We start from the raw sequence: 25,621 nt of genomic DNA, 5'->3' as shown, positions 1-25,621 counted from the left end.
AGTTGTTTTAGGAGTCACTATGGCAGAAAAGTCGGCAAAACCGTGCAGTGAATCGCGGGTCACTAAAACGTCTGTTGTGCTTCCTCCTGATGCCAATACCCATGGGACATTATTTGGTGGAAAGATGATGGCCTATGTCGATGAAGTTGCCAGCATATCAGCCATGCGTCATGCTCGTACCACAGTTGTCACAGCATTTATTGATTCTGTTGAATTTCTTTGTCCGGTGCGGGTTGGTCAGGCGGTGACCTTGGAATCGTTCGTCTGTTGGACCGGTACCACCTCGTTGGAGGTTTATGTCAAAGTAGTTGCGGAAGATCTGATGAGCGGCGAAAAACAACTGTGCCTGACGTCACTTCTTGTCTTTGTTGCCTTGGATTCTGATGGAACCCCGATAAGGGTTCCCGAGATTGTTGCCGAAACCGATTTTGAACAGGCATTGAATGCCGGTGGTGAAAGGCGCTTGCGTCGTCGGCGCAAAAGCAAAGCATTAATGCCGGAAGGAGAAGTTGATAATTTCTCTTCTCATTGAGTACGGATTTTGTTTTCTAATATTGGCGTAACTAATTAATTTTTTGAAGTTGATGCAATTTTCCGATTTGCTGTTATTTTGATCATTAAATAAGAACACCCGTTTACCAGGAGGCGAATTTATGCGCGTAAAGAAAATCCGGACCAAGTTTTTGTTGCCTGTCTTTGGTGTGTTGATCTTTGCCTTTGTTGTTGGCATGTTCGGTATGAAAAATGCCATCACATCGTTGGTGGACAGCCAGTTGCAGACAACGCAGCAACTTTCTGAACGGTCCCTGGTTTCCAATACGGCAGCTAAAGTTCAGGATATCAACGGTAATATTGATCGCATGGGACGTAAAGCCCTGGAGCAGGCTGCAATTCTCAGTCAGACCCCCGGTGTGATTGACGCCTATCGCCTGGCACATTCCGGCAACTTAAATGACGAAAGTGATGATTCAGGACAACAAGCGCGTGTTCAGCTCCGGGAAATGTTTAAACCCGTTATTGCCGGTTTTAAAAAAGAGACAGGTCTTGCTGAATTGAAACTCCATTTTCACTTGCCGACCGGGCGCAGTCTGGTGCGTTTGTGGCGTGATGGGTGGCAGACCAAACGTAATGGTCAGAAGATTGATATCTCGGATGACCTGACAGGATTTCGTAAAACTGTTCTTGAAATAAACAGTGGTAGTCATAAACCGATCAGTGGCATTGAAGTTGGTCGGGGTGGTTTTGCCATTCGTGGTTTGGTGCCGATTGAGGATTCAGGCAGCCATCTTGGTTCGGCGGAAGTGCTGTTGCCATTTAATGCCCTGTTGAAAATTTCGAAAACCGCTCCAACGCAAAATTATTCCGTGTATATGAACGCCGACCTGTTGCCCATTGCCACCAAACTTCAAGACGCGAAAAAATATCCGGTACTGGGGAGCAAGTATGTTTTATGCGCCTCAACCGACTCATCACTCGTCAGTCGTCTGGTGGATATCAACCGCCTCAATGCCGGTGTGGGGTCATTACATTCGGAATTGGTCGATAACTATTATGTAACGGTTTTTCCGATTAAGGATTTTTCCGGTAAACAGGCCGGTCTGATGGTGATGACGGAAGATGTCAGTGAAACTCTGACGAGTCTGGCGTCAATTAAGAGCACCGGGCTGGCATCTCTGGAGTCCATTGAGCAGAAAAGTATCTTTGCCGCCTTGTTCCTGCTGGTTTTGATTGGGGTGATAGTTCTGGTGGTGACCAATTTCATCACCAAACCGCTCAGTCAGGCTGTTGGTGTCACAGAAGCCATTGCTCTGGGCGATTTGAGTCAGCGCCTCGATATTGAGCGAGAAGATGAGATGGGAGTTCTCTCCGCCAGCCTGAACGCCATGTGTGACAGTCTCGCTGATAAAGCGAAACTGGCTAAAGTCATTGCAGGTGGTGATCTGACTCCTGAAGTGCATCTGGCATCGGAAAAAGATGAATTTGGTAAGGCTCTTCAGGAGATGGTGGCCGGTCTCGGTAGCCTCGTTTCTGAAGTCAATGGCGCCAGCAGTCAGATTGTTTCCGGCTCCATGCAGGTGTCGGATGTCAGTCAGGCGTTATCGCAAGGCGCGACGGAGCAAGCGGCGTCTCTGCAGGAGATTACCAGTTCAATGACTGAAATTGCCAGTCAGACACGTCAGAATGCCGACAATGCCACAGTGGCAAACCAATTGTCCGGCGCGGCGATTAAATCGGCGGATGAAGGTAACACCAATATGGACGCCATGGTTGAGGCGATGAAAAAGATCAATGAAGCCGGTCAGGATATTTCAAAGATCATCAAGGTCATTGATGAGATCGCTTTCCAGACCAACCTGTTGGCGCTGAATGCAGCGGTTGAAGCCGCGCGTGCCGGACAGCATGGTAAGGGCTTTGCTGTTGTTGCTGAAGAGGTTCGGACCCTGGCGGCGCGCAGTGCCAAAGCTGCCAGTGAAACGGCTGAGCTGATTGAGGGCTCGGTGTCCAAAGCGGACAACGGCTCGAAGATTGCCGAACGGACTTCCGGTTCTCTGCAGGAGATCATGCAGGGTATTTCAAAAATGGATGCTCTTATCAGTGAGATCACCACCGCAGCTAACGAACAGGCTGAGGGGATCTCTCAGGTTAACGAGGGCCTCAACCAGATTGATCAGGTGACTCAGCAAAATACCGCCAGTGCTGAAGAGGGGGCAGCCGCTGCAGAAGAGTTGTCCAGCCAGGCCGAACACATGCGTGCCATGCTGGCTCGTTTTAAGGTCGCTGGCAACCCGACGGCACAAGCTAGCAATGCGCCATCGGCTGCCGAAGAGATGCCGCAGATCGGTTGGGGCGACTGAGGTTCTGCAAAGATTGATAGGTAAAAAAGAAACCGGCCGCTGTTTTAACGACAGCGGCCGGTTTCTTTTTTGTGTTAAGTTGATCGATGTGTCCAATCATGTCAACCGCATCGAAACACGTGGATTAAATTATCCGCTCACCGGGTAGGCAATTCATGTGATGGAGGTTTTTTATTGTACATCCTCAATCTGACGAGGTTGAGCGTTGAAGGGGAAGCGTAACGAAATGGTTGTCCCTTCACCCAAAGCACTGTGAATGGCGATACTGCCTTTGTGGGCCTCTATAATACGTTGACAGATGGGCAACCCGAGACCGGTTCCGTAAATTTTGGTCGTGAAGAAAGGCGTAAAGAGTTTTTTTATCGTTTCATCATCCATCCCCATACCGTGGTCCTGAATCGACACGATCAGTTCATTCTGAGTTGCCTGAACATGGCAGGAGAGTTCACCGCCATCCGGCATGGCCTCAGCGCTATTTTTAAACAAATTCCACAGCACCTGACGGATCAGGTCTTCATCGAGAGGAATGGCGATTGAATCGTCACCACTGAATTTAAAAGAGATCTGTTTAAAGTTCTCCATGGTTTCGGCTTCAGTGGCCACCTCTTTGAGAAGCTGCATCGGCGTGATCAACGCTTGATTTGGTGTCCAGGCGCGGGCATAGTCGAGCATCTGGTTGACGGTGTTTTCGATGCGGAACACCAGAATGATGATCTCGTTGAGGATCGCGACTTGGCGGGGATTGTCCTTGACGCTCTTCAACAGCATCTGGGCTGCGCCGCCGATACCGGCCAATGGGTTGCGGATTTCATGTGCAATGGATGCGCCCATTTCACCGATAGCCGCCAGACGTTTGCTGTGGGCGATTTCATCATGCATTGCTTTGAGTTCAGAGATATCGCGAACAATCCAGACAAACAGTGTGTCACTGCCGATCTGAACAGAACTGGCACGCATGTGAACCGGTATGAACTCTCCTTCGATCTTTCGTCCCGCCATTTCGCAGCCTGAATCAAAGCATTTGTAATGACTGGTCTCCGGATACTTTTTGATGGTCTGCAGCAAACGCCCGGAATGTTCGTCCTGGGCCAATTTACTGATCGACTTGCCGACCAGTTCCTCGGAGTCATAACCGAACATTTTTGCCGCTGCAAGATTGAGACTTTCAATGGTGCCGTTTTGGTCTACGGTGATGATTCCGTCCGGAGCCGTGTCGAGAATGGCATGAATCCGTTTTTCGTTGCTGCGTAGCGCTTCTTCAGCAGCCAGGCGGCGTAAGCGGTCCCGTTGCAGCCTGTGAACCATCTGGTTAAACCCTTGCCAAAGTACGCCGATCTCATCGTCACTGGGCGTTTTCAAGGGGACTGTCAATAGGTCTTCAGCGGTGTTGATACTGTTGACATGACGGGTCAGTTTACTGATTGGTTTGATGACGTTGCGGCGCAGGAAAAGCACGAAAATTCCGATGGTGATAAAGCCGGAAAATACGTTGGAGAAGGCATCGTAAGAGATGGTCTCCAAGCCGTGGACGACATTGGTGCGATCTGTTTGCATATGGACAATAAATGCCGGGAGATGGTTGATGTCGCGCACCATTTTGAACGTGTGGAGTGTGTTGCCGAGCGGTAAAATAACCGGATCTTCACGCAGTGTGAGAAATTCGAGGTTTTTGTCACTGATCAAATTATTGGTTTTAGGCTGTATGAATTCAACGCTGCCGTGCAGATGCCGATTCAGAGCCATGATTGGACTGTCGACCAGCAGGCGTCCCATCACCAGAAAGCCGATATAGGGAGCTGCTTCATCACTGTCGCTGATCGGCCGAGAGGCCAGAATCATCGGGCCTTTATCTGTCATGATGAAGCCGCTATTGTTGTCTGAAACTTTCAGTAACGGGCTGAAAGGTTGGAGGAAATCTTCCTGGTTGCTGCCGATGTACTTATCCGAGGTGCCTTTCCAGACGATATGGTTGTCGTTGTCGAGGAAGCAGATCAGGTCCAGGGAATTATATTCAAAGGTTGCCGGCACCAGATTGGATTTAATATAGTCCTTATCCTGTCCGTGTTTTTGCATAAACGTGTAACTGTCGTCCCACGATGCCCAGTCACGGCATAAACGATCCAGCCCCAGTAATTCAAAACTGAGGATCTGCATGGAGTGGTCAATATGTTCTTCTATGCGGGTGTGTTCCTGGTTGAGAAATGTCGGCAAGACGAACAACCGATGGACGGTGTAATCCATCAGGCCATAGATGCTCAAGGTGGCAAACAACATGAGCAGGATCTTAAATCGAAGGGACATAAATGTACTCACTGATAAGGAATCATTTGATTCGTCATCATAGCATAAATGCGATGAAAGAGTAATGTTGCCTTATCAGGTTTTTATGGTTCGTAAGGGTTAAACCAAACGCAGAACTTTTGTTTTTGGCGGGGTGTTTTCAGTATAGAAGCAATGGGCGTTTCCACCTTGTTTTTTAGCCATATACATGGCTTGATCCGCTTGGTTGAGCAGTGCTTCAGGGTCCACGCCGTCCAAAGGATAGATGGCCGTTCCCATGCTGGCTGACGAGTTGATACGCAGGCTGTTGACGATGTAGGGAGCTGCAAGAGCGATGCGCACCTTGTCGACAATTTGAGGGATGTCGCCGCGGTCTTTGATTCCAGTGAGGATGAGCAAAAACTCATCCCCGCCGATGCGTGAAACCGTATCGTTTTCCCGTAAACAGTCCTGCATGCGTCGTGCTGTTTTTTGCAGCAGGATATCGCCGACAGTATGACCATGATGATCGTTGATCCGTTTAAAGCTGTCCAGATCCACATAGACCAGAGCGGCTTTCTGATGGTAACGACGTGCTTGGGAAATTGCCTGGGACAAGCGATCATTGAGCAAAAAACGGTTGGGTAGATTGGTAAGCATATCGTGATAGGCCATCTGTAGAATATGTTCATCCTGCTCACGGCGTTGACTGATATCACGAAAAATACCGCGGATCATATGGGGGGTGCCGTTTTTGACACTGTAGCTGCAATTACCTTCCAGGGTGATGGCCTGGCCGTCTCTGGTCTGATAGGTGACCTCAAAACAGCCCTTATATTGGCCGTTGAGGAGTTCGGCAAACCGGGATTGGCAGATGCTCTTGTGGTCGTCGGCAATAATGTTAAAAATATTCATGCGTGAGGCTTCAGCGCGTGTATAGCCGAGGGTTTCCTCCCAGATGTTGTTGACGTAAAGAATGTTGCCGCGGGTGTCAACAACCTGAATCAGATCCTGGGCGTGATGAATGAAATCACTGAACAGTTTCTGTTGGTCCGATAGCTGGCGGTTCTGGCGGTCGGAACGCAGGTGACAGGCAAGGAGCAGGGCGGCAATCGCCGCAGAAGTCAGCCCAACCGGCATGAACAGAAAGAGCGTTGAAGCGCTCAGCTCCGTTTTCTCAATCAGATAGAGATAGCCAATGATAGCACCGAGAGCGCCTGCTGCACTCAGTGCCATGGTAATCTGTCGGTTGGTGCTGATCACATGACCCTCCCTTTTTTTTTAGCCGATAAGGCATGCATTAAATGATATGGAAAAGAAGGGGATGGGCAAATCATGCCCATCCCCGTTGGATCTGTTTGCTGTCACTCTTACCTAACCATCCTTGCTGGTATGGCAGGCGAAGCAGCCGTTGTTGTCAACACCACCGATGGGTGAACCAGCGCTGATGTTGGCATAGTCCCAACGCAGTAGGTCGGCATACGGTGAGCCGTGTGCGCGATGGCAGGAGATGCAGGTGACGACAGAATTGGCCAGGGTTACATCGGCTGTTGAGGCAATTGGAGTGGCTACACCAACAGGGGCAATGATGTTATAGATACCGGATTCGTCCGGGATAGACGCGTAGGAGGCATACTCGCCAGCCGGCAGAACGATATCGGTCGGGTGACGCAACCAGGCACTGCCGTCAGATACTGTGTCGGTACCACTGTGGAAATCTCCATGGCATTGACCACACAGGGAACTGATGGTATCGCCGCCATCGGACATGGTTGACGCTTCACTGCGTGCTTGAGCTTTATAGCTGTTGTGGTTGTCAATGGCTGCAGCGTACTCCCAATCCGGCGCTTCGGTGCCGGCAATTCCATCGAGGAAGCGGAAGCTGTCGTCAACTGTTGTCGACGATGAACCGTGGTGGGCACCACTGATACTCGCATAGTCGCCAGCGACGCTGCGGTCACCGTGGCACCCCATGGTGCCGGCGCAGGTCAGCGGAGCACCGGAGCTGAATGCTGTTTGATCGCCGTCACGACGGCCGGGAGCGTCCATATCAAAATCACACAGGCCGTCTGTTGTCACATTGTGGCCCGTGGTAGCATCGTTGCCGGCGGATTTACCAACCCACCAGAAGCTGCCGCCAGCCAAGGTCTGGACATTAGCAACCAGCGTACCACCGGAGTATTCCGGACCGTAAGTCGGCTCGGCGGTATCCATAACGTAAGGAACGCCGCCGGCACCGGCGGAAGCACCGTCTGCGTCTTCGTTGTTACCGGTGTGGCAACCGACGCAGCCGCCAATGGTTAATGACCCTTTAGCGCCACCGGCAAGAGTGTTACCGGCGCCGTCAGTGGCGTGCATGGTATGGCAGTTGGCACAGGAACCGCTGACGCTCGCCAGGGCACTGGAACTCCAAAGAACCAGTGTGACGATAAGTAGCAAACCAAGCCGTGAAGTTTTCATTGTTTCCCTCCTGAAGTGTTGTGGCAGTTTGTGTCTGATATTGGCTAGAACGATCTTTCTTTCATATTCTATGTCTTAAGCTTATGAATCGTTGTGTCGCTGTATGCCGCACTTGTGTTATCTGCCCCTATGGGTGGGCAATAACACCCATTTTAAGTGGTTGTGCCAGCTGTTTATGTTGTTACAGGTATAAATATCAAGAAGCGTGCCGACTGGCTGATGGAGGGCGGAAGAAAAAAGCTCCGTTTGTCTCGACGACGAAACAAACGGAGCCTGATGGGAAGCTGATGGTGATCAGTGATTGTTCAGTGTGGTCTTGCAGTCGTTGAGCAGTCGCTTGACATCGTCGAGTTTTTCCCGGGTGTCCTGCGGCAGTGATTCAATATTGTCAATACTGTTCATGGCTTTTTGCATGTCACTTAGACGCTGATCCACGGTTGCGATCGTGTCGTTGATCTGACTGGTGAAATTGACCAGAGTGTCTTTGGTGCGCAGCCTGATTTTCGTGCGAAAATCTCCAGCCTTAACCTTGTTAAGTTCTTGTTCAATGCGGTAAAGCGGCCCGGCAATTTTCTGTGGCAGAAATAACGCCAGCAGGGCGCCGCTGATCAGACTGATCGCTGATCCGGATAAGACAACCGGCAACAGCAGATCACTGACACGGCGAATTTTGATATGCGCCTGATAGAAGGTGTCGATGGTTTCGTGACGGGCATAGCCGTAGAGGATGAGTGCGGAAATGATGGAGGTCAGAATGATGATGCCGCCGATGCGGATCAGCAACCAGAGCTGTAAGCGGCGTTTCACATTCAGGTTGACCAGTTTGCGTTTGAATTTGTCAGCAGTCATGGGGGATTCCTTGTTCTGTTATGGTCAGTAATACCGCAGATCGGTTAATAATTTGTATGACATCCGGTGCACAGGGCTTTGGGGGACTTTTTGATCAGACGATGTTCGGTGTTGCTGCCATGCACCGTATGGCAGGTCATGCAACTGATTTTTCCGTTTTTAAGCCGTTTGTATTCCGGGGGGACAATCATATTCAACGGTGGCAGCACATTAACCGGGTGCGATTGTCCCGGCTCAAGGCCGGTATGGCATTTGTGGCACACTTGGGTTGTTGTATAAAGTCGTGTATTCAACGTGATGTGTTCGTCTTCCGAACGTTCACTATCCGCAGTGGTGGTCTCGACGAGAGCCTGAGACAGTGGTTCATCGACGGCTTGCTGCCTATCGGCCGTCTTTTGAACGCCAACGGACAAACTGGCTGGCTGGTGCGATTCCACCTCGATCCACAATTTGCCCTGAAGGTTTTTCAAGGCGATTCGATCTTCTTCCACTGGGGGTGCTGCAATGGGTTGCTCACGAACCGGCAATGTCAGAATATTGAACCGGTCGGTGGTTTTTACACGTCGATAGGGATCGCGGCAGGAGATCTCCACCACGTAACCGCCATCGGTGAAATTGCGCAGATCAATGTGATGGTCATAAAGGTACAGATCATCTTCCTCATACACGACATCCAGAGCCTTGTTGCCGTAACTGGTTGTACACCGGCTTGGTTCATTGGTGTTCCAGTGCAGAGTGGCGCGTGGCACCAAACGAGTATCGAAATCGGTGAGATACAGGTTTTCGATGGCAAGCATCTGGTAACGGGGATTCTGCGTTTGTAGTGCGTCCAGATCAGGTGTGTCGAACTGATGGGTCTTTTTGCCTGCCTGTTGATACCAGAGATCGAGGATTAGGCGATCTTTGAGTTTGCGTTGCTTGATCAAAGCTGATTGATGAAAAGCCGGCGTGAAGTTTTCCACCAGCCAGGTGATCGGTTGTTCCTCATGGGAGGTTGTCTGCTTGTAGGCCAGCACATAGTTATTATTCGGCTCCGGTTGTGATACCGGCATCGATGGTTCGAATTCGTCGCGGGCATGACAGACGCGACATTTATACGCTCGTACCGGTTCGTGAACATAATAGCTTTCATCGATGACCTGTTTAATCTCGTCATGACAGTCAAGGCACAACGCATCATTGGCCTGACAGGTTAATGAGCTCAGCAGCAACAGGCAGAGGGACGTCACAACGATGGCATAAAAATGTTTGAGCTGGTCGTGCATGTTTAAGGCTCCTGAACCATGATGACATCTGGCGTTGATCCGACTTCGATCGTCTGAATGATTTTTTCCGATGGCAGATCAAGGACGACGATCGAATGGTTGATTTCATCAGCAATGTACAACAGGCGGCGTTTGTTGGAGATGGCCAGATCGTGGGGTGCCGCACCTGCCGCAATGTGCCGGGCGATCAACTGTTGCCCGTAGGGCAGTAACGCCAGCCCTGAGCGGGACTGTTCGGCAATGATGACATTGCGTTGAATGGTGTCGTCAAGCATGGCCATGGGGCGGCCCATGGTGGGAATGCGCGCCTGAAGAACGCCACTGTCGGGATCCAGTTGCAGGATCTGATAATCGAAACTGTCGCTGACAAACAGGGCATTGTTGGCATACACGGTTTCATACGGTTGTTGCCCTGCCGTCACTTCAGCCATCGTGGCCAGGCTGTCGGCACTGACCAGATGCAGTTGTTGGTCGCCAAGAGAGATCACCGCCAAGCGTGCCTGACCATTGTGCTCGAACCAGTAGGGCTGCGATGGCTCATGACCGATGTTGACTTGAGCCAGACGGGTTCCATTTTCAGCGTCGATTTTAAGCAATTGGCGGTTGACGGTATCGGTGACGAACAAGAATTCCCCGTCCGGGGAGATCTCCAGGCCTTCCGGGCTCTGAGTCATGGGCAAGGGAATGCGGTCGGTCATCTGTTGTGAGATACCGTCCCAGCGTTGAATCTGCTGGCGTTGACGGTCGAGAAAATAGATCAGTCGCCGGTCGTTATCGACCACCATGTCGCTGATTTGTCCCTGGAGCGGGTAGGCGGCGGTGACGGTAAATTGGTCGGTGCGGATGATATAAACCGTTGACAGGTCAGGGCACAGGGCGTAAAGCAGATTGTCCGCCAACGGTGCTACCTGATTTTCAACGACAAATTGCTCCGGAAGTGGGCGGTCAAGCGTGTACGGGGACAATCGACAGTGTAAAAACAGACACTGGCTCCCCGATGGCTTGAGAAGCAGATGGTTGGCGATCCCCAGAGTGACCTGCTCTGTGCGCAGGAGCGTGTTCTGTTCAGAATAGAGTTCAACACGAAATCGAACCTGATCGTACTGTGCTGCCGGAAGAGCATCCAACGCAATCAGGTGTTGGCGACTGGAACGTCTGGTGTCAGAAGTATTGCCACGGCAGGGGAGCCAGATATCTTTGCTGCGTAACTCCAGATCTTGAATTTCTAGGCGAAAATCCGCAGTGGATGTGTAATTGAGGTACACCGACACAATGCTGTCCGTTGTTGAGCGAGACTGGGTCGGCGTCTCAACGAGATTTGGTTGACAGGCAGCCAGTAGAATCACTGCAAGTAGTGTTGAGATCAGATATCGCCATCGAAAATAGTTCATGAAATTTCCATTAAATCTGCAAGAGTTACACATATTGTCCCTGGCCGGTTTAATCCTTACTGGTATGACAGTTGGAGCATAACCCGCCATCATTGCTTTCAGCATAGCCCCAGCGCATGGCTTTATAATAATTGGAGCCGTGAGCACGGTGGCAGGACAGGCAGTTGACGATGGTGTCATCGGCAAATGTCACAGTACTTTTCACACTGGCCACCGAAGCACTGGCCACCGGTGTGGCGGGCAGGTAGGGATTGCCGATGTCGCCATAGTTGCGGTATTCGGAATCAAGGTCGGTATTGCCCATGTCGTAATCTGTCGGATGGCGCAGCCAGGGGGAGCCGCCCCCGGTGCTCAAATTCGCTGATGGATTGTGGTACTGACCGTGACATTGCGAGCAAAAATAACTGATGGTCGATGTGTCACTGTACTGACCGGCATCATCCACCCCTTTGTACTGATTATGCAGCGCGGCTGTTGGCGTAAATTCCCACTCAGGATCTTCATATCCGGCAATGCCGACCAGAAGTCGATATCCATCCTCAGGTGCCGTTCCCGGTGCCGTAATTGCCGTGCCTTGGCTGTTCTTATGGTGGCCGCCGGAGATCGCCTGATACGGGTCACTTGTCGCATGACTGCCGTGGCAGCCGTATGTGCCGGCACAGGTGATCTGCTGGTTTGACCACAGACCGCCACCCGGAGTGGTGGCATCGGCCGCCTGTCGTCCGCCATCAAATCCAGGAGGTGCTGACAAGGTCAGATCGGGATTAGCAATGCCTTCAACGTTGTGTCCTTTGTAATCACTGGTTGCCACATATTTGAAAGTGCCGCCAGCCAGTGTATCTCCCTCAATACCGGAGGTGTTGTAATCAACTGTGCCGGTGTTATGAACAAACGGGGTGGAGTCGCCTTCGGTATTGGCACCGGTATGACAACCGACACAGTCGTTGAGCAGCAGAGAATGGTTTGGTCCGGAACTGTTGACCAGACTGTTGTTCTGACTGTTGTGCATGGTGTGGCAGTTGGAGCAGGGACCGATGACCTTCGCGTGTGTCATCGTTGCGAACAGGCACAAAAAAACCGCGATGAGACCGGAAAGGGCGTGGACTCTTCTCGTTGTCACCTGTTTAACTGCTTTTATTCTTCGATTGGCTGACATCATCATCACCGTTGATGATCCGAGTGGATCAGTGTTTAAAAACCTCAATGCGATCATTGCCCTGATTGACCACACACAGACGGTCCTGCCAGTCCATGTGCAGTTCACTGGGGTAATTTAATTGGCCACGCCGGGCGCCGCGGTGGCAAAAGCCGTACTTGAACAGCCCCTTTGCCGTGAAAACGGCAATTTTGCCTTGTGGGCGGTCCAGGATGTAGATCATGCCGTGCGAATCCAAGACAAAGGAAACCGGCCGATCCAGATCCCCTTTAAGGGCAATCGTGTCCTTGTGCTGGCCATCCAGAGTAAAGCTGTGTAATTGCTGATGCTGGCTGTCCAGAGCATACAAGGTGGAGCCGGCAATTTTAAAATCGATCAGCTGGCTGTCGCGTTTTCCTGCAAAAATGGTGGTGATTTTGAGGTTGTCGTCCAGTCGAAAGATCCGGCCACTGTGACTGTCGGCAACATAAAGCCGTTGCTGGTCATCCGTAGCCACGCGGTCAATCAGCATCGGCTGGCCACTCGTTTTACTCACATTGAAGCGGCGCACATCACGACTGTTCAAGTCGATATACAACAGTTCGTTGGTGCTGCGTTGAACCACCCACATCTTGCCGGGCGCACCGAAGGCCATGCTGACCGGTTTTTTCAGGCGGCCCATGGCATCAAAGCGATCGATCAATTGGCCCTGTTCATCAAACGACACCAACTGGTCGGCGTTATAATCGATGACGTAATAGCGTTTGCGGGCCTGATCGATTACCAATCCCGATGGCGCATCAATGGCCATCTCTTTGGGGAATGACAGACTGCTGTGCCAGGATGGCGCCTTGGCACAAACCAGCGCCGGAACCAACAGCAGCAGAGCCAGGCAAAGCAGGTGTTGGGTCAACCTGATGCTGTTTTTTTTGTGGATTACGCCCATGTCGACGGTGTCCGTCTTTCGTTGTTGGGATGAAAATAAACGCATAGTGTCCCTCCTAATATCCGGCATGACACAGGATACACAAACCCTTATCGCTGGTTCCCCTGAGGTTGTACTTAAACATCGTGCCGTTACAGGGATCATGACAGGAGATACAATTCATCGGTTGGCCATTGCGGGGATCAAGCGCTTTATCCCCCATCGGATGGCTGAAATTGCTGTGACGCTCATGGCAGTCAACACAGGCCGAGTCGTTATCTTTTTTGCGCATGGCCGGCAGATCGGAGCCGTGCAGTTGATGACAGGTCACACAGTTATTGGCATCAGGATGCACATAAAGGCTTGTGGCGCGGCGCTCAAATTTTCCTTCGTGGCATTGACGACATGCCTGGCCCGGTGCCTGTTTGATCAACCCCTGTTGACGACTGGCATGGGGACTGTGGCAATTGAAACATCCATTGGTCTGGGATCCGACAACCCGGTGGCTGAACTGGTGGTTGAACGACGTCAGAATCTCTTCATGACAGCTTAGGCACAAACTCAGATCGTTGTTGCGCGAGTGGCAACTCTGACATTTTCCCTCGGCAAACGGTTGATGCAGGTTCTCGCGTAACAAGCTGACCTGTTGCGATTTGTGGGGCTGGTGACATTCCAGACAATCGACACCGTCCAACGAGCGGTTAAGGTGTTGACGGCGCAATGCCGGGCTCGATTGATGACAGCTCAAACACACCGCGCTGTTATCCGCTTTAAGCAGGGCGCGCCGATCACCGGAGTGGGGCAAATGACAGGTGGCGCATTGCCCTTTGGCAAACGGTGCGTGGCTTTTACCCGGTTGCTCGTCAATATCGTTATGACAGGTCAGACACAACTCGGACATGGAGCGTTTTAACAGGCCCGATGTTGCCGAAGCGTGTGGTTCATGACAGGCACTGCATTGCCCCTCGGCGACCGGTTGATGAACAACTTTTTTGCTAAAAACGTTGGCCTCAAAGGTATCGTGACATTGAAAGCACAGCTGGCTGCCCTGTTTGAGCAACAGACCGTCAAATTTGGCCAGATGTGGATTATGGCACTGGTCACATTTGTTTTTGGCGACCGGTGCATGGGTTACCTTACCGTTAAAAAGGGCTGGGTCGTGGCATTGAAAACAGGGAGAGGCAGCGAATGAGTTACTCACACTGACCAAAACCAGGGCCGGAAGCAGCAACGACATAATCCAACTGCGATAATTCATCAGTGTGTCCCTCCCTGGTGGCAGGCCTGGCAGTTCTTCTCTACAAAAGGCTGGTGTTTAATCGGGAATGTCAAAGAGCGGTCCTGACCGCCGTGGCTGTCGTGACAACTCAGGCAACGATCTCCTCCGGGAGCGATCCCACCGTGGTGGACAGCCAGTTGCTGGGGAGATTCTTCATGGCATTGTTGACAGAGACGGTCAACGTCCATGGTCAGCAAGTGAGGGCGATCTGACTGATGAACATTGTGACAGGCGGTACATTGTCCCTGACGAGCCGGTTCATGAGCGACCCCTGTGGCCCAGTAATGATCGACATCGTGACAGCTCAGGCACAAATCGGGTAAGGCCTGTTTGAGGTTGGCAACATAGCCGCTGCCGTGTGGATGATGGCAGGTGGTGCAGTTGCCCTGGGCAAATGGCGAATGCTGATGCACTTTTTTGTCGTTGACCAAATCCTGATGACAGTCAAAGCAGATGGCATTGGTGTCCTTGACGGTCAGACCGGCATAATTACTGGCATGTGGGTCATGGCAGGTTTGGCATTGCCCCTGTTTAAACGGGCTGTGGGTCGGGCCATGCAAACGCATCTCTTCGGTTTCTTCATGGCAGGTGGCGCACAGCGCCGCGCCCCGTTTTTCAAGCAGATTGCGGTTGTTGCTGCCGTGGGGTTGATGGCAACCGGAGCAGTCGTTGGTCGCTGCCGGGGCATGCAGGTTGAGACGGGCTAACGGCTCACGCATGGTTTCGTGGCAGTCTAAACACAGCTCCTGTTGTGGCTCGACCAGCAGCGATGGCTGTGTGCTGCCATGGGGCGCGTGACAGGTGTCGCAGGCGGTGTCACTGACCGGGGCATGGGAAACCCGCATGTTTTGTTGGCCCTGTTCATGACAGGAGGCGCATAAGCTGTTGAGTGGTGCCCGCAGCAGCGCCGGTTGGTTTGTGGGTGAACGGTGCGGGGTGTGACAACCCAGACATTGCCCGGTGGAATACGCCGGATGTTGGCTGGTTTGCTTTTTCTCCCGGTCATGGCATTGAAAACACAAGGTTTCAGGGGCTTGCGTCAGCAAATTGTCATGATCGCTGGCGTGAGGGTTATGGCAGCTGAAACAGTCACCGTCTTTGACGGGTTGGTGACTGCTCTCGTGGGCCATATCCTGTTGCAGGGCATCGTGACAGCCGAGGCATAAATCAGCATCGTGACGAACTAAGTCAAACGGTGATGGGTTTTGCGAGCTGACATGACAGCCGGAACAATCTCCTTCAAGAATGGGTTGATGGATGCTTGGTCGCAACAGTCCCTCACGATTAGACGAGTGAACCGTGTGGCATGAACTACAGCCTGTTGTGACCTGATAGCCGCTGTGATGCTGCTTTATCTGGGCCTTGTTGTCATGACAGGTCAAACACTGTGCGCTTTCCTCTTGGGTCAGGCGATTCGGATGCATCGAGAAGTGGGGGGCATGACAGGTGCCGCAGCTCTGATCCACCGGTTGATGCCGAACGCGTCCGGAGAATAACGACTCGTCATGGCAGGTGATGCATAAATCGCGTCCACTCTTGACCAGCAGGGCGTCGTTGCTGCCACCGTGCGGATCATGGCAGGGCGCGCAGTTGCCTTTGGCAACCGGTTGATGGACGACGGCATCCTCAGCCGTTGAGGTGATCTGCTGGTGGCATTTGAAACAGAGTTCATTTTCAGCGGTATTGAGGTAAACCCCGCCGAGTAGCCCGTGGTTACGATGACAGCCGTTGCAGGTTCCCCCTTTGAGAGGATCATGCAGACAATCGTGCTGCAACATCGTCTGATATTCAGCATGACAGTCGAGACAGTCTTTAACGACTCGTCTGGCTGAGCCTCCCGATCCGGAACAGCCATAGCTGAGTAACAACATACAAAGAACGATCAAAAAAGATGGGAACCATCGATTCATCATTTATTGCCCCTTGTTGAGTTCATTGAGACAGCGTTGCCATTGATTTTGATTCACGGTAATTGTCGTGCGTTGGCGCAGCTGCGCAACCAGTTCAGCGCGTCGTTGGCTGAACTTTGCCTGCGTCAGTTGCGCTTTCAGGGCATCACGGATCTGGTCAAATGGCTTGTAATCCACCTTAGGTTCCTCAATTAAGCGGATAAAGTGGAAGTAGCCATCCACCTCTAACATGTCGGATTGCCCCGGCTGTAAACGGTCAATTAAGTCCTGCATTTCCGGGATAAGATGGGCCAGTGGTGTTGTTTTCGTTTCAATGCCTGCGGGAGATAACGGTGATAATGTCTGATAAAAATCAGCGCCTTGACGCAAATCTTCACGCAATTTCAGGGCCATTTTTTCGTTGCGCGTTTCCACGCTGGCATAACGGACCCGCACCGGATAGGCATAGTCCTCTCGGTGCTCGTTGTAGTAGTGGCTCAGTTCCTCGTCACTGACCTGGGTGTAGGGCAGGATCAGTTTGCTTTCCAGTTCACGGATCAGACGATGGCGCTGGTAAAAAAAGTACACCGACTGAAAAGGCGGCTTTGATTCATAGTGGCGATTGAGCGCTTCCATGCTGGTGAGCGATTGAGCCACAATATCGTTGGCAACGCGCTGGACAATCTCCTCAAACGAGGTGTCTTTCATCTCTTTGCCGCCGAAACGCTGATAGTGGCTCAGCGCGTTTTTGTAGAGAATCTGGCCGGTGATGGTGAAATCGGGAAATGTAATCATGGCCGCTTCGGCGACATCCTCTTCCGGACCGTCTTCATGGATCCGTTTCATTCCCTGCTCATCCATCTTGACCTGATACTTTTCCATTAAACGCATATTGAGTTGACCGGTCAGCTCACGTTGTTTGTCCTTGCGTAATGTATAGCTGATTGATTCAGCGACATTGGCCCGATCATTGTCATTGCCCGGATCACGTTGCATAATCTCGAGAATAAACCAACGATCCTGATAACTGTAAGCCGGCAGGTAACGGGTTTGTGGGTCTTGTTCGTACAAGGTGCGAACATGCGGTGGTAACTGGTTGGGGCGTTGAACAATCGGTTCAGACAAACCTGTTTGCGGCAATTGCAATAATGGGTCGGCAAGAACCTCGTCGCTGGATAATCCTTGACTGACCGCCTGCATAAACGCAGCACATTGTTCCTCGCTGTCCAGTTCAATGGAGCGTAATTTGAGCAACGGTGTATAATCACGGTGATAGATGCGATCGATCTCCTCATCACTGACGGAGATTTTTTCATCCACTTCCTCATTTTTCAGCATCATTAGTGAGCGAACCTTCAAGAAGGTATGCACTTTTTGCTTGAAACGCGGTTCATCATACAGCTGCATCTGCTCCGCTTCATCAGAGAGAAGTATCCAGTCGATGAAGTCATCCGGACTTTGCGGTTGTTCCATGCCCGGTTCTTTCCATTCCTGCCACCAGTTGAGGAAGTCTTGACGATTCCAGGATTGATCGTTGATGGCGACAAGCGGTGGATCCTGCCAGAACAGGGCATGGCTTGTGCTACCTATCCATAACAGACAGATCAGGGTGGTCAGGCTGATTCTTACGCAGATTTTTGACAACTTACAACTCCTCGCGCTATCCAGTCGTTAAAAATTTCGGCAATGATCTGCCGAATCAATTCACTACGGGTGCGAATGACACCGTAATGAAGAATGGTGCGATAATCTTCACCGCTGCGACGCAGAAAGGAACTGACAATCAACTGTCCATCCGTGGCATTGATCAGTTCCAGTTGCAGGGTGATGATCGGAACAATTTCGCCCTGTTTTTTCTCATCATCAATCGTCAGAATGCGACCGCGGATAATGACTTTGGTTTTGAGCTCTTCGGCCAGGGCGGCATACAGTTCCGTGCTGCCGTGTTGGGTCAACTCCGAGGTAAAGACCTGTCGTTTTTGTAGGAACAGGCGCACATCCGCTTCATTGACAACTTGAGCTTCGCGCTGTAACAGCTCGGTCTGACAGATCTTTTCGGCAATTAAACCCAGTCTTGGTTCATCCGTGTCGTTGGCAAAAGGCAGCACGGTAATCCGGCAGAATCCGGCTGATTTATGCTGGCCGGGAACTTCCGTCGTTGTTGGTGTTTTTCCGGCACAGGCGATTAACATACTGCAGAGCAGGATGTGTGCAATCAGACGCGCCATATCAAAAATCCACAGACCAGAGGCTGTTTTGAGAGGGGCGTTGTGCCACACGCTCATGATCGCTGCTCAGGTCCAACTGGGCGGTTTTGATCTCAACATTGTTGCCCAGACGATCCAAAGCCTGCACGCTGCAGATCAGCCGGTCTGCCTCCAGGTTGACAGGAATTGCCACCAGTGATGGCAGCTCCCAGCCGGTTTTGTTGTAGACGGAGTTGCCCTCGGGAGTTTCCAACTCCAGTGACCATTGCTCCACCGGTACCAGTTGGTCTTGCGCTGGAAGGAGTTTCAGATAATTTTTGCCATCGATTTGAACCTGGCTGATATTGATCATGTCCTGATTGGCGGGTTGCAGATAAAACTTTGTTGCCACCTGATTACGGTTCCCGGCAACATCCCAGACCTGCATGATCATGGTGTAGCGACCGGTTTCAAGGCGATGGTTGTAGGCATCCGTGCCGCGCCATTCAAGGCGTTCGGGCAATGATGCGTTTTTGCCTTCGGTGAGAATTGTTTTTCCCTCACGATCTTTGATCATTAACTGCCAGCGGTCCAGAGGGCGATCCTCTTCGAGCCGCGGCAAGATCACCACGCTGTCGGAAAAGGCATAGGTTTCTTCAATGTTCAAGCCGGTGGTGACATGCATCTTCAGTGGTGGCGGCGTATTGGCCACATGATAACGGGTCAGGTTGTCTACTGTATCGAGTTTATCCTTGGACCAGTGAATCTTCAGATGAACAGGATGACTGCCGTTGCGTGGGCTGGTTGCGACCTGTCCTTCATAACAGTTGGGAATTCGGCTCTTGCGTAAAATAGTGCTTCCGGCGCTGGTTTCCACCTCAAGATAGGTGGGAGCCTGGTTAAGAAATTTAATCTGAACACGGCAAAATACCGGGTTGCCGTTGCGCACCAGAACCGGTTTCAGGTCGATGTCGGTAATCCGGTAGTCAGGCAGCGAGGCTTCGCGTTGCGGCAGGTCGGGGATTTTGGCGCTGAGTAGAGCCGCAGTGGTGCGCAATGAATGCTGTTTGAGATCGTCGTCGGTCTCCAACCGACCGATCCCCAGCAACGGCTGACTGTCATTGATGTGATCGCATACCGTGGCACCCCAGATCTGTTCGCCGCTTTCGCCATCAAGCAGTACCAGAGTCAGGGCGATTTTAGACTGCCGATGAATGGCGCGTTCAGTGATGGTGGTAAGTAATACACCGTCGCTGTTAAGCTGTTGGGCCATGCGCCGTGCCGTCAGCGAATCAATCTCGCCACTGCGGCGGATGCTGTTATCCACCAGAAAGGCGAGCATCTTCTGGTAGGGGACGACATCGAGTCCCTGTTGCTGAAAGACATCTGAGAGCTGTTTGGTCAACGTAACGTCCAGACCGCTGCGTGAGGCTGTCAGGTCGTGGACCGGCATCACGGTAAGACGATATGCCGAGGCTGACGTCACCAGAAGCGCGCTCACGATCAGACAGATAAAACAGCTGGACATACACGCTCTCAGCATCATCAACTCTCGCTTAATGTTGCCAATAGATCATCAATCAGGCGAAACAGGACACTGTTGGTGTCTTCGGCGGTTAGGCCGAACAGACGACCGGCTGTGCTGTAGCCATTGGCATGATGGCTGGCTTTCCAGACGACATTGCCGGTCTTAATGTCCACCATGCGCAGACTGATGGCGATTTCAGGGTAGGTATAGGAGCCGTTACGCACCTCGGTGAATTCATCGACTGAGCCGGCAATATAGGCTTCAATGTTGAATTCGCGCGCCATCCGTTTCGCAACACGCTGGTCGATCAGCTCTTTTTCGTTGGAACGGATCTCGTCGCGTAGAAAACGGTGCAGTTCCCCCTTTTCCACAACTTCATACAAACCGTGGCCGAGAATGCGGGTGGTCAGCAGTTCACGGCTTCGTTCCTCAATGCCTTTGCGTGCCGTAAAGTTTTCCAGCGGCAAAATAGCGATTTTTTTGATATAGCCCAGGCCGACCGCCGGGTCGGTGTAGTGATGGCCAGTTTTGGCACATCCTGCACAAAGTAAAACGGCAATCAGTAGCAGGCGAATGGCATAGTTCACGTTAACCTCACTTCGTTTTATCAGGGTCATCTGTTGGTTTATGCAATAAATGTTCCTCAGAAATTGTAGTTAAGAGTCGTCAGGCCGGACCAGGTCTGTTCTTCGCCATCGTCTGCCCAGGCCAGACTCTGGCGGAGGTTGAAAATCGTACTTAAGTTCCAGGTCAGGTTGAAACTGGCCGACTGCACCGTTGTATCCGCTTTGAGATAGGCATAACGAAAATCAGTCTGAATTTTCCGGGTCAGGCGGAAATTCAGTGTTGAATAGAGATTGTCTGTCGCATCGTTGCGTTTGTAACCCGTTGTCAGGGAGATATACGTCGATGGACGATAGACGGTGTTGATCTCGTAATTGTTGTCACTGCTGCCGTCATCGTTGTCGCGATAAGTGTAACTGGCTGACAGATTAAACGAATCGGTAAAGCGTGCGGCAATATCGAAGCGATAGTCCCAGTTGGTCGTCTCTTCGTTATTCTCTTTATCCTGACTGCGGGTCCAGTTTGCCGACAGTCCGGCCGTTAGGTCGGGAAACAGGGTCGCTGACAGATGGCTGTTCAAAGTGTCGGAGCGGCTGTTGAGGCTGCTGTCGATAAAATGTTCCGTACGTGTTCCCCCCAGAGAGAAACTCAAACTGTTGAGCGGCGTGGCCCGGTAGGACAGAGCATAGGAGCGGTTCTTGATGGTATCCTGATCTTCGATGTCATCGGTGGTTTCCGTGACACTCATGGACAGGGCAAAGTACCGGTTGAGATTGAGGGCACTGTTGAGGGTCTGATTGAACTGAAGCGATTGCGAGCGACTGTCTGAATCGGTGTCATTGCGGTTGAAGGTGTAGCCCAGGTTCCACTGATCCCATGGCCTGAAACTGATGCTGCCCTGACTTAAATGGGTGCGGGTCAGTGTGGTCAGAGAGCTGTCTCCCGGTGCCAGTGTCACCAGTTGGTTGACATCGATTTCGGTAATAAAGGCGGTACTGACACCCGCTGTTGATGTGACAACGGCCTTGATATAGCGCAGGTTTTCAACCGCTGATGGAAATTCAACGGTGACCAGGGTACGGCCATCCTCAACGGAGTAAATGATGGTTGTCGGTGTGGTGACTGGTGACCAGTCATCGTTGTTGAGGCTGCCATAAAAACTCCAGCTTAAACGGCTTTGCGTTGTCGCGTCGATTTCGCGGTCGAGATAAAAAACCAATTCATTGAAACTCTCCAGGTTGATTTGCACCCCGACATTGACCGTTTCCGTCGGCTGCAGCAGCTCAACGCCGGTTGGGGTAAACAGATCGTTATCGATCAACGCCGGTTCTGACGCCAGTGGATCGTTTGACGGGGTGTCATCGAGGCTGGTGATCCCGGCACTGGGCAAAAGCGGCCGGCTGATCTGACTGCTGCCCGATGTGGCTGTAATGGTGTTTTTATCATGGCTGTACTTGTGTGAGGCAATGACACTCAAGCGGTTGTTCCAGTAGGTGTCCTGCCACTGAATACGTGCCGAATGATTGGTGTTTTCATTCTCGGTGTCTTCGATTTTATTGGTGTCGATACTGTTGGTGAAATCGTAAAGAAATGACAGGAATCGCCATTTATATTTAAGACTCGAATCGAAAATGTCCGACTGCTGATCACTCGTTTTCGGTGAGGCATCATCCGTTGTCGTGTTCTGGCTGTAGTTGAGACGCAGTTGCGGCCAGTACCGTTCATCCAGTGAGCTGATAAACGTCGTACTCCAACTGCGGTTGATGGTTGTCGGTTCATCTTCAACCTTGCGGCGGTTCTCCATGCCGTTAAGGCTCAGGTTGAACAGGTCGTTATTGAGGCCGATGAGAACCGACGGTGACAGGGTTTCGGTATCTGCTGAATCTTTTTTCTTGTTGGTGGTATAGCGCATGTTAGCCGACATGCGCAGGGCAGAGGTCAGATCATTGCTCAGATCCAGATTGTAGCTCTGGCCCAACTTCCACTGGTCACTGTCGTCGCCATAGGGCTGGCTCCAGTTGCCGGTGAGATGCAATGGGGATGACGCAGCTTCGACGGCAAACAGCAGTGCCAGCGACAAGGATGCGACAGTCTTTTTTATACCCTGCAATAACGACATAAGAATTCAAGCATCCGGGTTATCGGGATAAAGAGGGTGTAACCCGTCGATTCAATCACATGAAATAACATGAGTGCTCCGCCACCGCGAGCGGTGGCGGAGCAGGGCGTGTGCCACTGATGCGGCACCATCATCATTAATGGCCGGGGAGTACCAGCGCATGCGGATCAAAATGGCAATCCGTGCAGCCATTGAACTTGTCGAGCATCCCCTTGCTGTGCGGCAGACCATGGCAATCCTGACATTGCGGGATGTTGCCGTGGGTCTCCTGGTGACAATAGGCACACTGTAAAGACGCGTGCTTTTTGTGGGTACTGATCAACCGTGAGTTGATCTCTTCATGGCAGGTCGCACAGACACCGTTGGGAGTCTCTTCGGTGTAACGAATTTCCAGCGGTTTATGGACCGGATGGCAGCCCATGCAAGAATCATTGTTGGCATAGTCGGTGTGAGGCTGCTCATGGCATTCAACACAATCCGGCTTGTAGCCGTGCTGGGTGTGGTGACAATCACTGCAGGCTACTTTGCTGTGAGCGCTCGGATACTGGGTGACTTCAGCCGATTGGGCGGTATGGCAGTTGGCACAGTCTTTCTCCAGGGTTGTCATGTTAGTCAGGCCGGCAATCGGCATATGGGCATTGCCATGACAGCTCAGGCAATCGAGGAATGTTGGTCCGTGGATTTCGCCATGACAGGTGGTGCATTGGGGGACCACATCGCTCCAGTTCTTGTCCGGGCGATAGGTGTGGAATGTCTCGTGGCAGAATTGGCAGTCAAGCTGGTGTTTGCCACCATTGTCACGGATGATTTCAAAGACAGAATAGTGGCAACGGGCACAATCAAGTGTTGTCAGAGGTTTAACGTCCTGCTCATAGGGACTTTTTTCCTCTTTGTCACGTGACTTGGCCTGGGCGACCGAGGTTACCATGGAGCTGTTGGTTGGTTCAACGCAGCCCCAGATGCCGGCGATAAATGCGACGGCGATAAATACGCTGAGATGTCTTTTGATTCGTTTCATGGGTCTCCTCTTCATAACAACAGATAGATAGGTGTTAACAGTCTATCGCCGGATTATTTTTCCAAGCCGTGTGGATCGATATGGCAGCTGATGCAGTCCGGAAATTTCGTGTGCAGAGCGGCATCGTGCGGCGTGCCGTGGCAGGTGGTGCACAGCGGTACCATCTTGTGCTGCATTTTATGGCAGTAGGCGCAGCTCAAATCATGGTGCTTGGTGGTGTTTTGGGCCAGCACGGCGGTTTCCGTCTCATGGCAACCGGCACAGTAGGCTGACTGGATGTTGTCCGGATACTTAACGACCGTCGGTTTATGAGGTTGGTGACAGGTGATGCAATCCTCATAAATCATCTCTTCAGTGTGCGGCTCGTGACATTCCAGGCACGGCAGGAATTGCCCGTGAGCCAGATGGCATTCTTTACAATCCAGTTCACTGTGCATACTGGGGTAGTCAACCAGTTGGGTGCCCTCATTTTCATGACAGCTGATACACACCGGCTTGACGGTGCCGGCTTCATCAAGGTCGATCTCAAGAGGGTAGTGCGGGTAGTGACAGCCGATGCAGTTGTCAATGGTGTAGTGGGTTTTTTCCGCCGGATCATGACACATGGAGCAAGCTGGAATTACTTCCGTTCCCTTGGGGGGGTGCTCCAGGTGGCAATCGAGACAGGTGACGGCGGTGTTGTGCTTGCTTCCTCGTGTTGTGACGTCGGTAACGACCTCGTCGTGACATTTGGCACAGTCGTCTGTGCTCAAAGGGAGTGGGTCGGCCAAAGCTCCTGATGTCGTCAGCGACAGCAGGGTCAGACTCAACACAAAGATTGTGGCACGTCTCATCATGTTTTCCTCCTGAAAGTTGAATTTCATGGCGTGTCAACATCCTTGACACAATGCGATAAACTACGGTCAACGTTATTGCGCCGTAATTGAAAACTCCTGAATACGATGGTTAAATGTGTCTGTAATATAAATATTTCCTTCCATGTCGACGGTGACATCCGTCGGGTAGAGAAACCAGCCGGGCCGATTCCCTTTGCCGCCGATCTCGAACAGATAGTCTCCTCCCAGGGTGTAGGAAGAAACCGTGTGGCGCAGGTAGTCGACGATGTACAGACGGCGGTTTTTGCTGTCGACGCTGATGCCTCGCGGTCGCGCCAGCTTGCGTTCCGCGCCACCTTTTTCGCCAAATTTATAAAGAAACTTCTCGTGTAAATCGTAAACAAACACCCGGCCACGCTCCTCACTGAGAAAGTACAGATTGCCATGGCTGTCACAATCCAGAGCCTGAATGGAAGCTGGTTCCGGAATGCCGAGTTTTTCATCCTTGGGGATGATGTCGTGCTGGTAGCGCCAGTTCTGATCGAAAACACTGACCGCGCTTCTTTCAACACTGAGTACGTAGAAACGATTGTTCGTATTTGCAATCAGGCGTGTTGCAGTAAACTTGCCCAATTGCGGATTGAGCTGCGCCGGACGTATCTTTTTTTCAATAATGAACGCCTTGTTGACCAGAGCAATGTAACCGTCGCCATTCTCGGTACTGCCGCAGGTGACGTAAAATCCCTCTTTGCTCGGCAGACAACTGGTCACCCCCATAATGCCGCGTCCCTGATCTAAGCTGGCAATGGGGAACAACTCGTTGTTAAAAACCACCAGCTGCGATTTCCCGGCATCCGTGACAATGATTTCGTCACGAGTGTCGTCGTAGGCAATCGTTGTCGGGTAAGACAGCGGCTGCTCGTTATCATCAACATGACGTGTTTCCACCAGCCGGATCGTATTGATCTGGGTTTGAGCCACACATTCGGACGCACAAATCTGCATGAGACCGAAAAGCACACCGATGAAAAGAAACGGTGGAAAAAAATATTTATTTTTTTTTTCGCGCTGTGCTGAGTCCACC

Annotated in this window: 20 protein-coding genes; 2 read left to right on the top strand and 18 right to left on the bottom strand. The window is 51.7% G+C overall.

Annotation, left to right across the window (positions count from 1 at the left end; genetic code table 11):
* Positions 1-19: 19 nt before the first annotated feature.
* Positions 20-532 carry an acyl-CoA thioesterase gene (locus DACE_RS05435; RefSeq protein WP_005999054.1) on the top strand — a complete coding sequence of 171 codons (513 nt, stop codon included), beginning with the start codon at positions 20-22 and terminating at the stop codon, positions 530-532.
* Between the two features lie 121 nt (positions 533-653).
* Positions 654-2,855, top strand: coding sequence for a methyl-accepting chemotaxis protein (locus DACE_RS18320; protein WP_005999053.1), 2,202 nt, complete (start codon positions 654-656; stop codon positions 2,853-2,855).
* Positions 2,856-3,026: 171 nt separating this feature from the next.
* Here the strand turns inward: DACE_RS18320 and DACE_RS05425 are convergent, their stop codons facing one another.
* The 18 genes from DACE_RS05425 to DACE_RS05340 form a co-directional block, all read right to left on the bottom strand.
* Positions 3,027-5,156 (bottom strand): CHASE4 domain-containing protein, encoded by a 2,130-nt coding sequence (locus DACE_RS05425; protein WP_005999051.1) that lies wholly within the window; start codon positions 5,154-5,156, stop codon positions 3,027-3,029.
* Positions 5,157-5,255: 99 nt separating this feature from the next.
* Positions 5,256-6,377, bottom strand: coding sequence for a sensor domain-containing diguanylate cyclase (locus DACE_RS17110; RefSeq protein ID WP_005999049.1), 1,122 nt, complete (start codon positions 6,375-6,377; stop codon positions 5,256-5,258).
* Between the two features lie 111 nt (positions 6,378-6,488).
* Positions 6,489-7,574, bottom strand: a complete 1,086-nt coding sequence (locus DACE_RS05415) for a cytochrome c3 family protein (RefSeq protein WP_005999047.1) — start codon at positions 7,572-7,574, stop codon at positions 6,489-6,491.
* Between the two features lie 294 nt (positions 7,575-7,868).
* Entirely contained in the window at positions 7,869-8,423 is a 555-nt protein-coding gene (locus DACE_RS05410) for a methyl-accepting chemotaxis protein (RefSeq protein ID WP_005999046.1), read from the bottom strand.
* 44 nt (positions 8,424-8,467) lie between these two features.
* A complete protein-coding gene (locus DACE_RS05405; protein ID WP_005999044.1) occupies positions 8,468-9,688 on the bottom strand; it encodes a cytochrome c3 family protein in 1,221 nt (406 codons plus the stop codon).
* A 2-nt stretch (positions 9,689-9,690) separates the two neighbouring features.
* Entirely contained in the window at positions 9,691-11,079 is a 1,389-nt protein-coding gene (locus DACE_RS05400) for a YncE family protein (protein ID WP_040366286.1), read from the bottom strand.
* A 49-nt stretch (positions 11,080-11,128) separates the two neighbouring features.
* Entirely contained in the window at positions 11,129-12,133 is a 1,005-nt protein-coding gene (locus DACE_RS05395) for a cytochrome c3 family protein (protein ID WP_162013587.1), read from the bottom strand.
* 130 nt (positions 12,134-12,263) lie between these two features.
* Positions 12,264-13,205: an SMP-30/gluconolactonase/LRE family protein gene (locus tag DACE_RS05390; RefSeq protein WP_005999040.1), complete on the bottom strand. Its 942-nt coding sequence runs from the start codon at positions 13,203-13,205 to the stop codon at positions 12,264-12,266.
* Between the two features lie 10 nt (positions 13,206-13,215).
* Positions 13,216-14,397, bottom strand: a complete 1,182-nt coding sequence (locus tag DACE_RS05385; RefSeq protein ID WP_005999038.1) for a cytochrome c3 family protein — start codon at positions 14,395-14,397, stop codon at positions 13,216-13,218.
* Entirely contained in the window at positions 14,397-16,331 is a 1,935-nt protein-coding gene (locus DACE_RS05380; protein ID WP_005999037.1) for a cytochrome c3 family protein, read from the bottom strand. Before DACE_RS05380 ends, DACE_RS05385 begins: the two co-directional genes overlap by 1 nt.
* Positions 16,332-17,951, bottom strand: coding sequence for a peptidyl-prolyl cis-trans isomerase (locus DACE_RS05375; RefSeq protein ID WP_005999035.1), 1,620 nt, complete (start codon positions 17,949-17,951; stop codon positions 16,332-16,334).
* Complete coding sequence (locus tag DACE_RS05370; protein WP_005999033.1) at positions 17,933-18,535, bottom strand: hypothetical protein; 603 nt, start codon at positions 18,533-18,535, stop codon at positions 17,933-17,935. Before DACE_RS05370 ends, DACE_RS05375 begins: the two co-directional genes overlap by 19 nt.
* Position 18,536: 1 nt before the next feature.
* Positions 18,537-20,021, bottom strand: a complete 1,485-nt coding sequence (locus DACE_RS05365) for a hypothetical protein (protein ID WP_040366282.1) — start codon at positions 20,019-20,021, stop codon at positions 18,537-18,539.
* Between the two features lie 17 nt (positions 20,022-20,038).
* A complete protein-coding gene (locus DACE_RS05360) occupies positions 20,039-20,608 on the bottom strand; it encodes a lipoprotein, putative (protein ID WP_005999029.1) in 570 nt (189 codons plus the stop codon).
* Between the two features lie 56 nt (positions 20,609-20,664).
* A complete protein-coding gene (locus tag DACE_RS05355; protein ID WP_005999027.1) occupies positions 20,665-22,704 on the bottom strand; it encodes a hypothetical protein in 2,040 nt (679 codons plus the stop codon).
* Positions 22,705-22,840: 136 nt separating this feature from the next.
* On the bottom strand, positions 22,841-23,722 hold the full coding sequence (locus DACE_RS05350; protein WP_005999026.1) for a hypothetical protein: 882 nt from the start codon (positions 23,720-23,722) through the stop codon (positions 22,841-22,843).
* A 53-nt stretch (positions 23,723-23,775) separates the two neighbouring features.
* Complete coding sequence (locus DACE_RS05345; RefSeq protein WP_155808998.1) at positions 23,776-24,558, bottom strand: cytochrome c3 family protein; 783 nt, start codon at positions 24,556-24,558, stop codon at positions 23,776-23,778.
* A gap of 72 nt (positions 24,559-24,630) precedes the next feature.
* Positions 24,631-25,542, bottom strand: coding sequence for a 6-bladed beta-propeller (locus tag DACE_RS05340; RefSeq protein ID WP_162013586.1), 912 nt, complete (start codon positions 25,540-25,542; stop codon positions 24,631-24,633).
* Positions 25,543-25,621 lie beyond the last annotated feature (79 nt).

The organism is Desulfuromonas acetoxidans DSM 684, assembly GCF_000167355.1.
GTDB lineage: Bacteria > Desulfobacterota > Desulfuromonadia > Desulfuromonadales > Desulfuromonadaceae > Desulfuromonas > Desulfuromonas acetoxidans.
This window is presented reverse-complemented; position numbering and strand designations above follow the sequence as displayed.

Bases quoted from the DNA above. Each gene is read 5' to 3' on its own strand.
- DACE_RS05340 (WP_162013586.1), bottom strand. From the start codon at position 25,542: ATGCAGATTTGTGCGTCCGAATGTGTGGCTCAAACCCAGATCAATACG.
- DACE_RS05435 (WP_005999054.1), top strand. From the start codon at position 20: ATGGCAGAAAAGTCGGCAAAACCGTGCAGTGAATCGCGGGTCACTAAA.
- DACE_RS05415 (WP_005999047.1), bottom strand. From the start codon at position 7,574: ATGAAAACTTCACGGCTTGGTTTGCTACTTATCGTCACACTGGTTCTT.
- DACE_RS05425 (WP_005999051.1), bottom strand. From the start codon at position 5,156: ATGTCCCTTCGATTTAAGATCCTGCTCATGTTGTTTGCCACCTTGAGC.
- DACE_RS05405 (WP_005999044.1), bottom strand. From the start codon at position 9,688: ATGCACGACCAGCTCAAACATTTTTATGCCATCGTTGTGACGTCCCTC.
- DACE_RS05395 (WP_162013587.1), bottom strand. From the start codon at position 12,133: ATGACACACGCGAAGGTCATCGGTCCCTGCTCCAACTGCCACACCATG.
- DACE_RS05385 (WP_005999038.1), bottom strand. From the start codon at position 14,397: ATGAATTATCGCAGTTGGATTATGTCGTTGCTGCTTCCGGCCCTGGTT.
- DACE_RS05400 (WP_040366286.1), bottom strand. From the start codon at position 11,079: ATGAACTATTTTCGATGGCGATATCTGATCTCAACACTACTTGCAGTG.
- DACE_RS05365 (WP_040366282.1), bottom strand. From the start codon at position 20,021: ATGTCCAGCTGTTTTATCTGTCTGATCGTGAGCGCGCTTCTGGTGACG.
- DACE_RS05370 (WP_005999033.1), bottom strand. From the start codon at position 18,535: ATGGCGCGTCTGATTGCACACATCCTGCTCTGCAGTATGTTAATCGCC.
- DACE_RS05345 (WP_155808998.1), bottom strand. From the start codon at position 24,558: ATGATGAGACGTGCCACAATCTTTGTGTTGAGTCTGACCCTGCTGTCG.
- DACE_RS05355 (WP_005999027.1), bottom strand. From the start codon at position 22,704: ATGTCGTTATTGCAGGGTATAAAAAAGACTGTCGCATCCTTGTCGCTG.
- DACE_RS05380 (WP_005999037.1), bottom strand. From the start codon at position 16,331: ATGATGAATCGATGGTTCCCATCTTTTTTGATCGTTCTTTGTATGTTG.
- DACE_RS18320 (WP_005999053.1), top strand. From the start codon at position 654: ATGCGCGTAAAGAAAATCCGGACCAAGTTTTTGTTGCCTGTCTTTGGT.
- DACE_RS05350 (WP_005999026.1), bottom strand. From the start codon at position 23,722: ATGAAACGAATCAAAAGACATCTCAGCGTATTTATCGCCGTCGCATTT.
- DACE_RS05410 (WP_005999046.1), bottom strand. From the start codon at position 8,423: ATGACTGCTGACAAATTCAAACGCAAACTGGTCAACCTGAATGTGAAA.
- DACE_RS05390 (WP_005999040.1), bottom strand. From the start codon at position 13,205: ATGCGTTTATTTTCATCCCAACAACGAAAGACGGACACCGTCGACATG.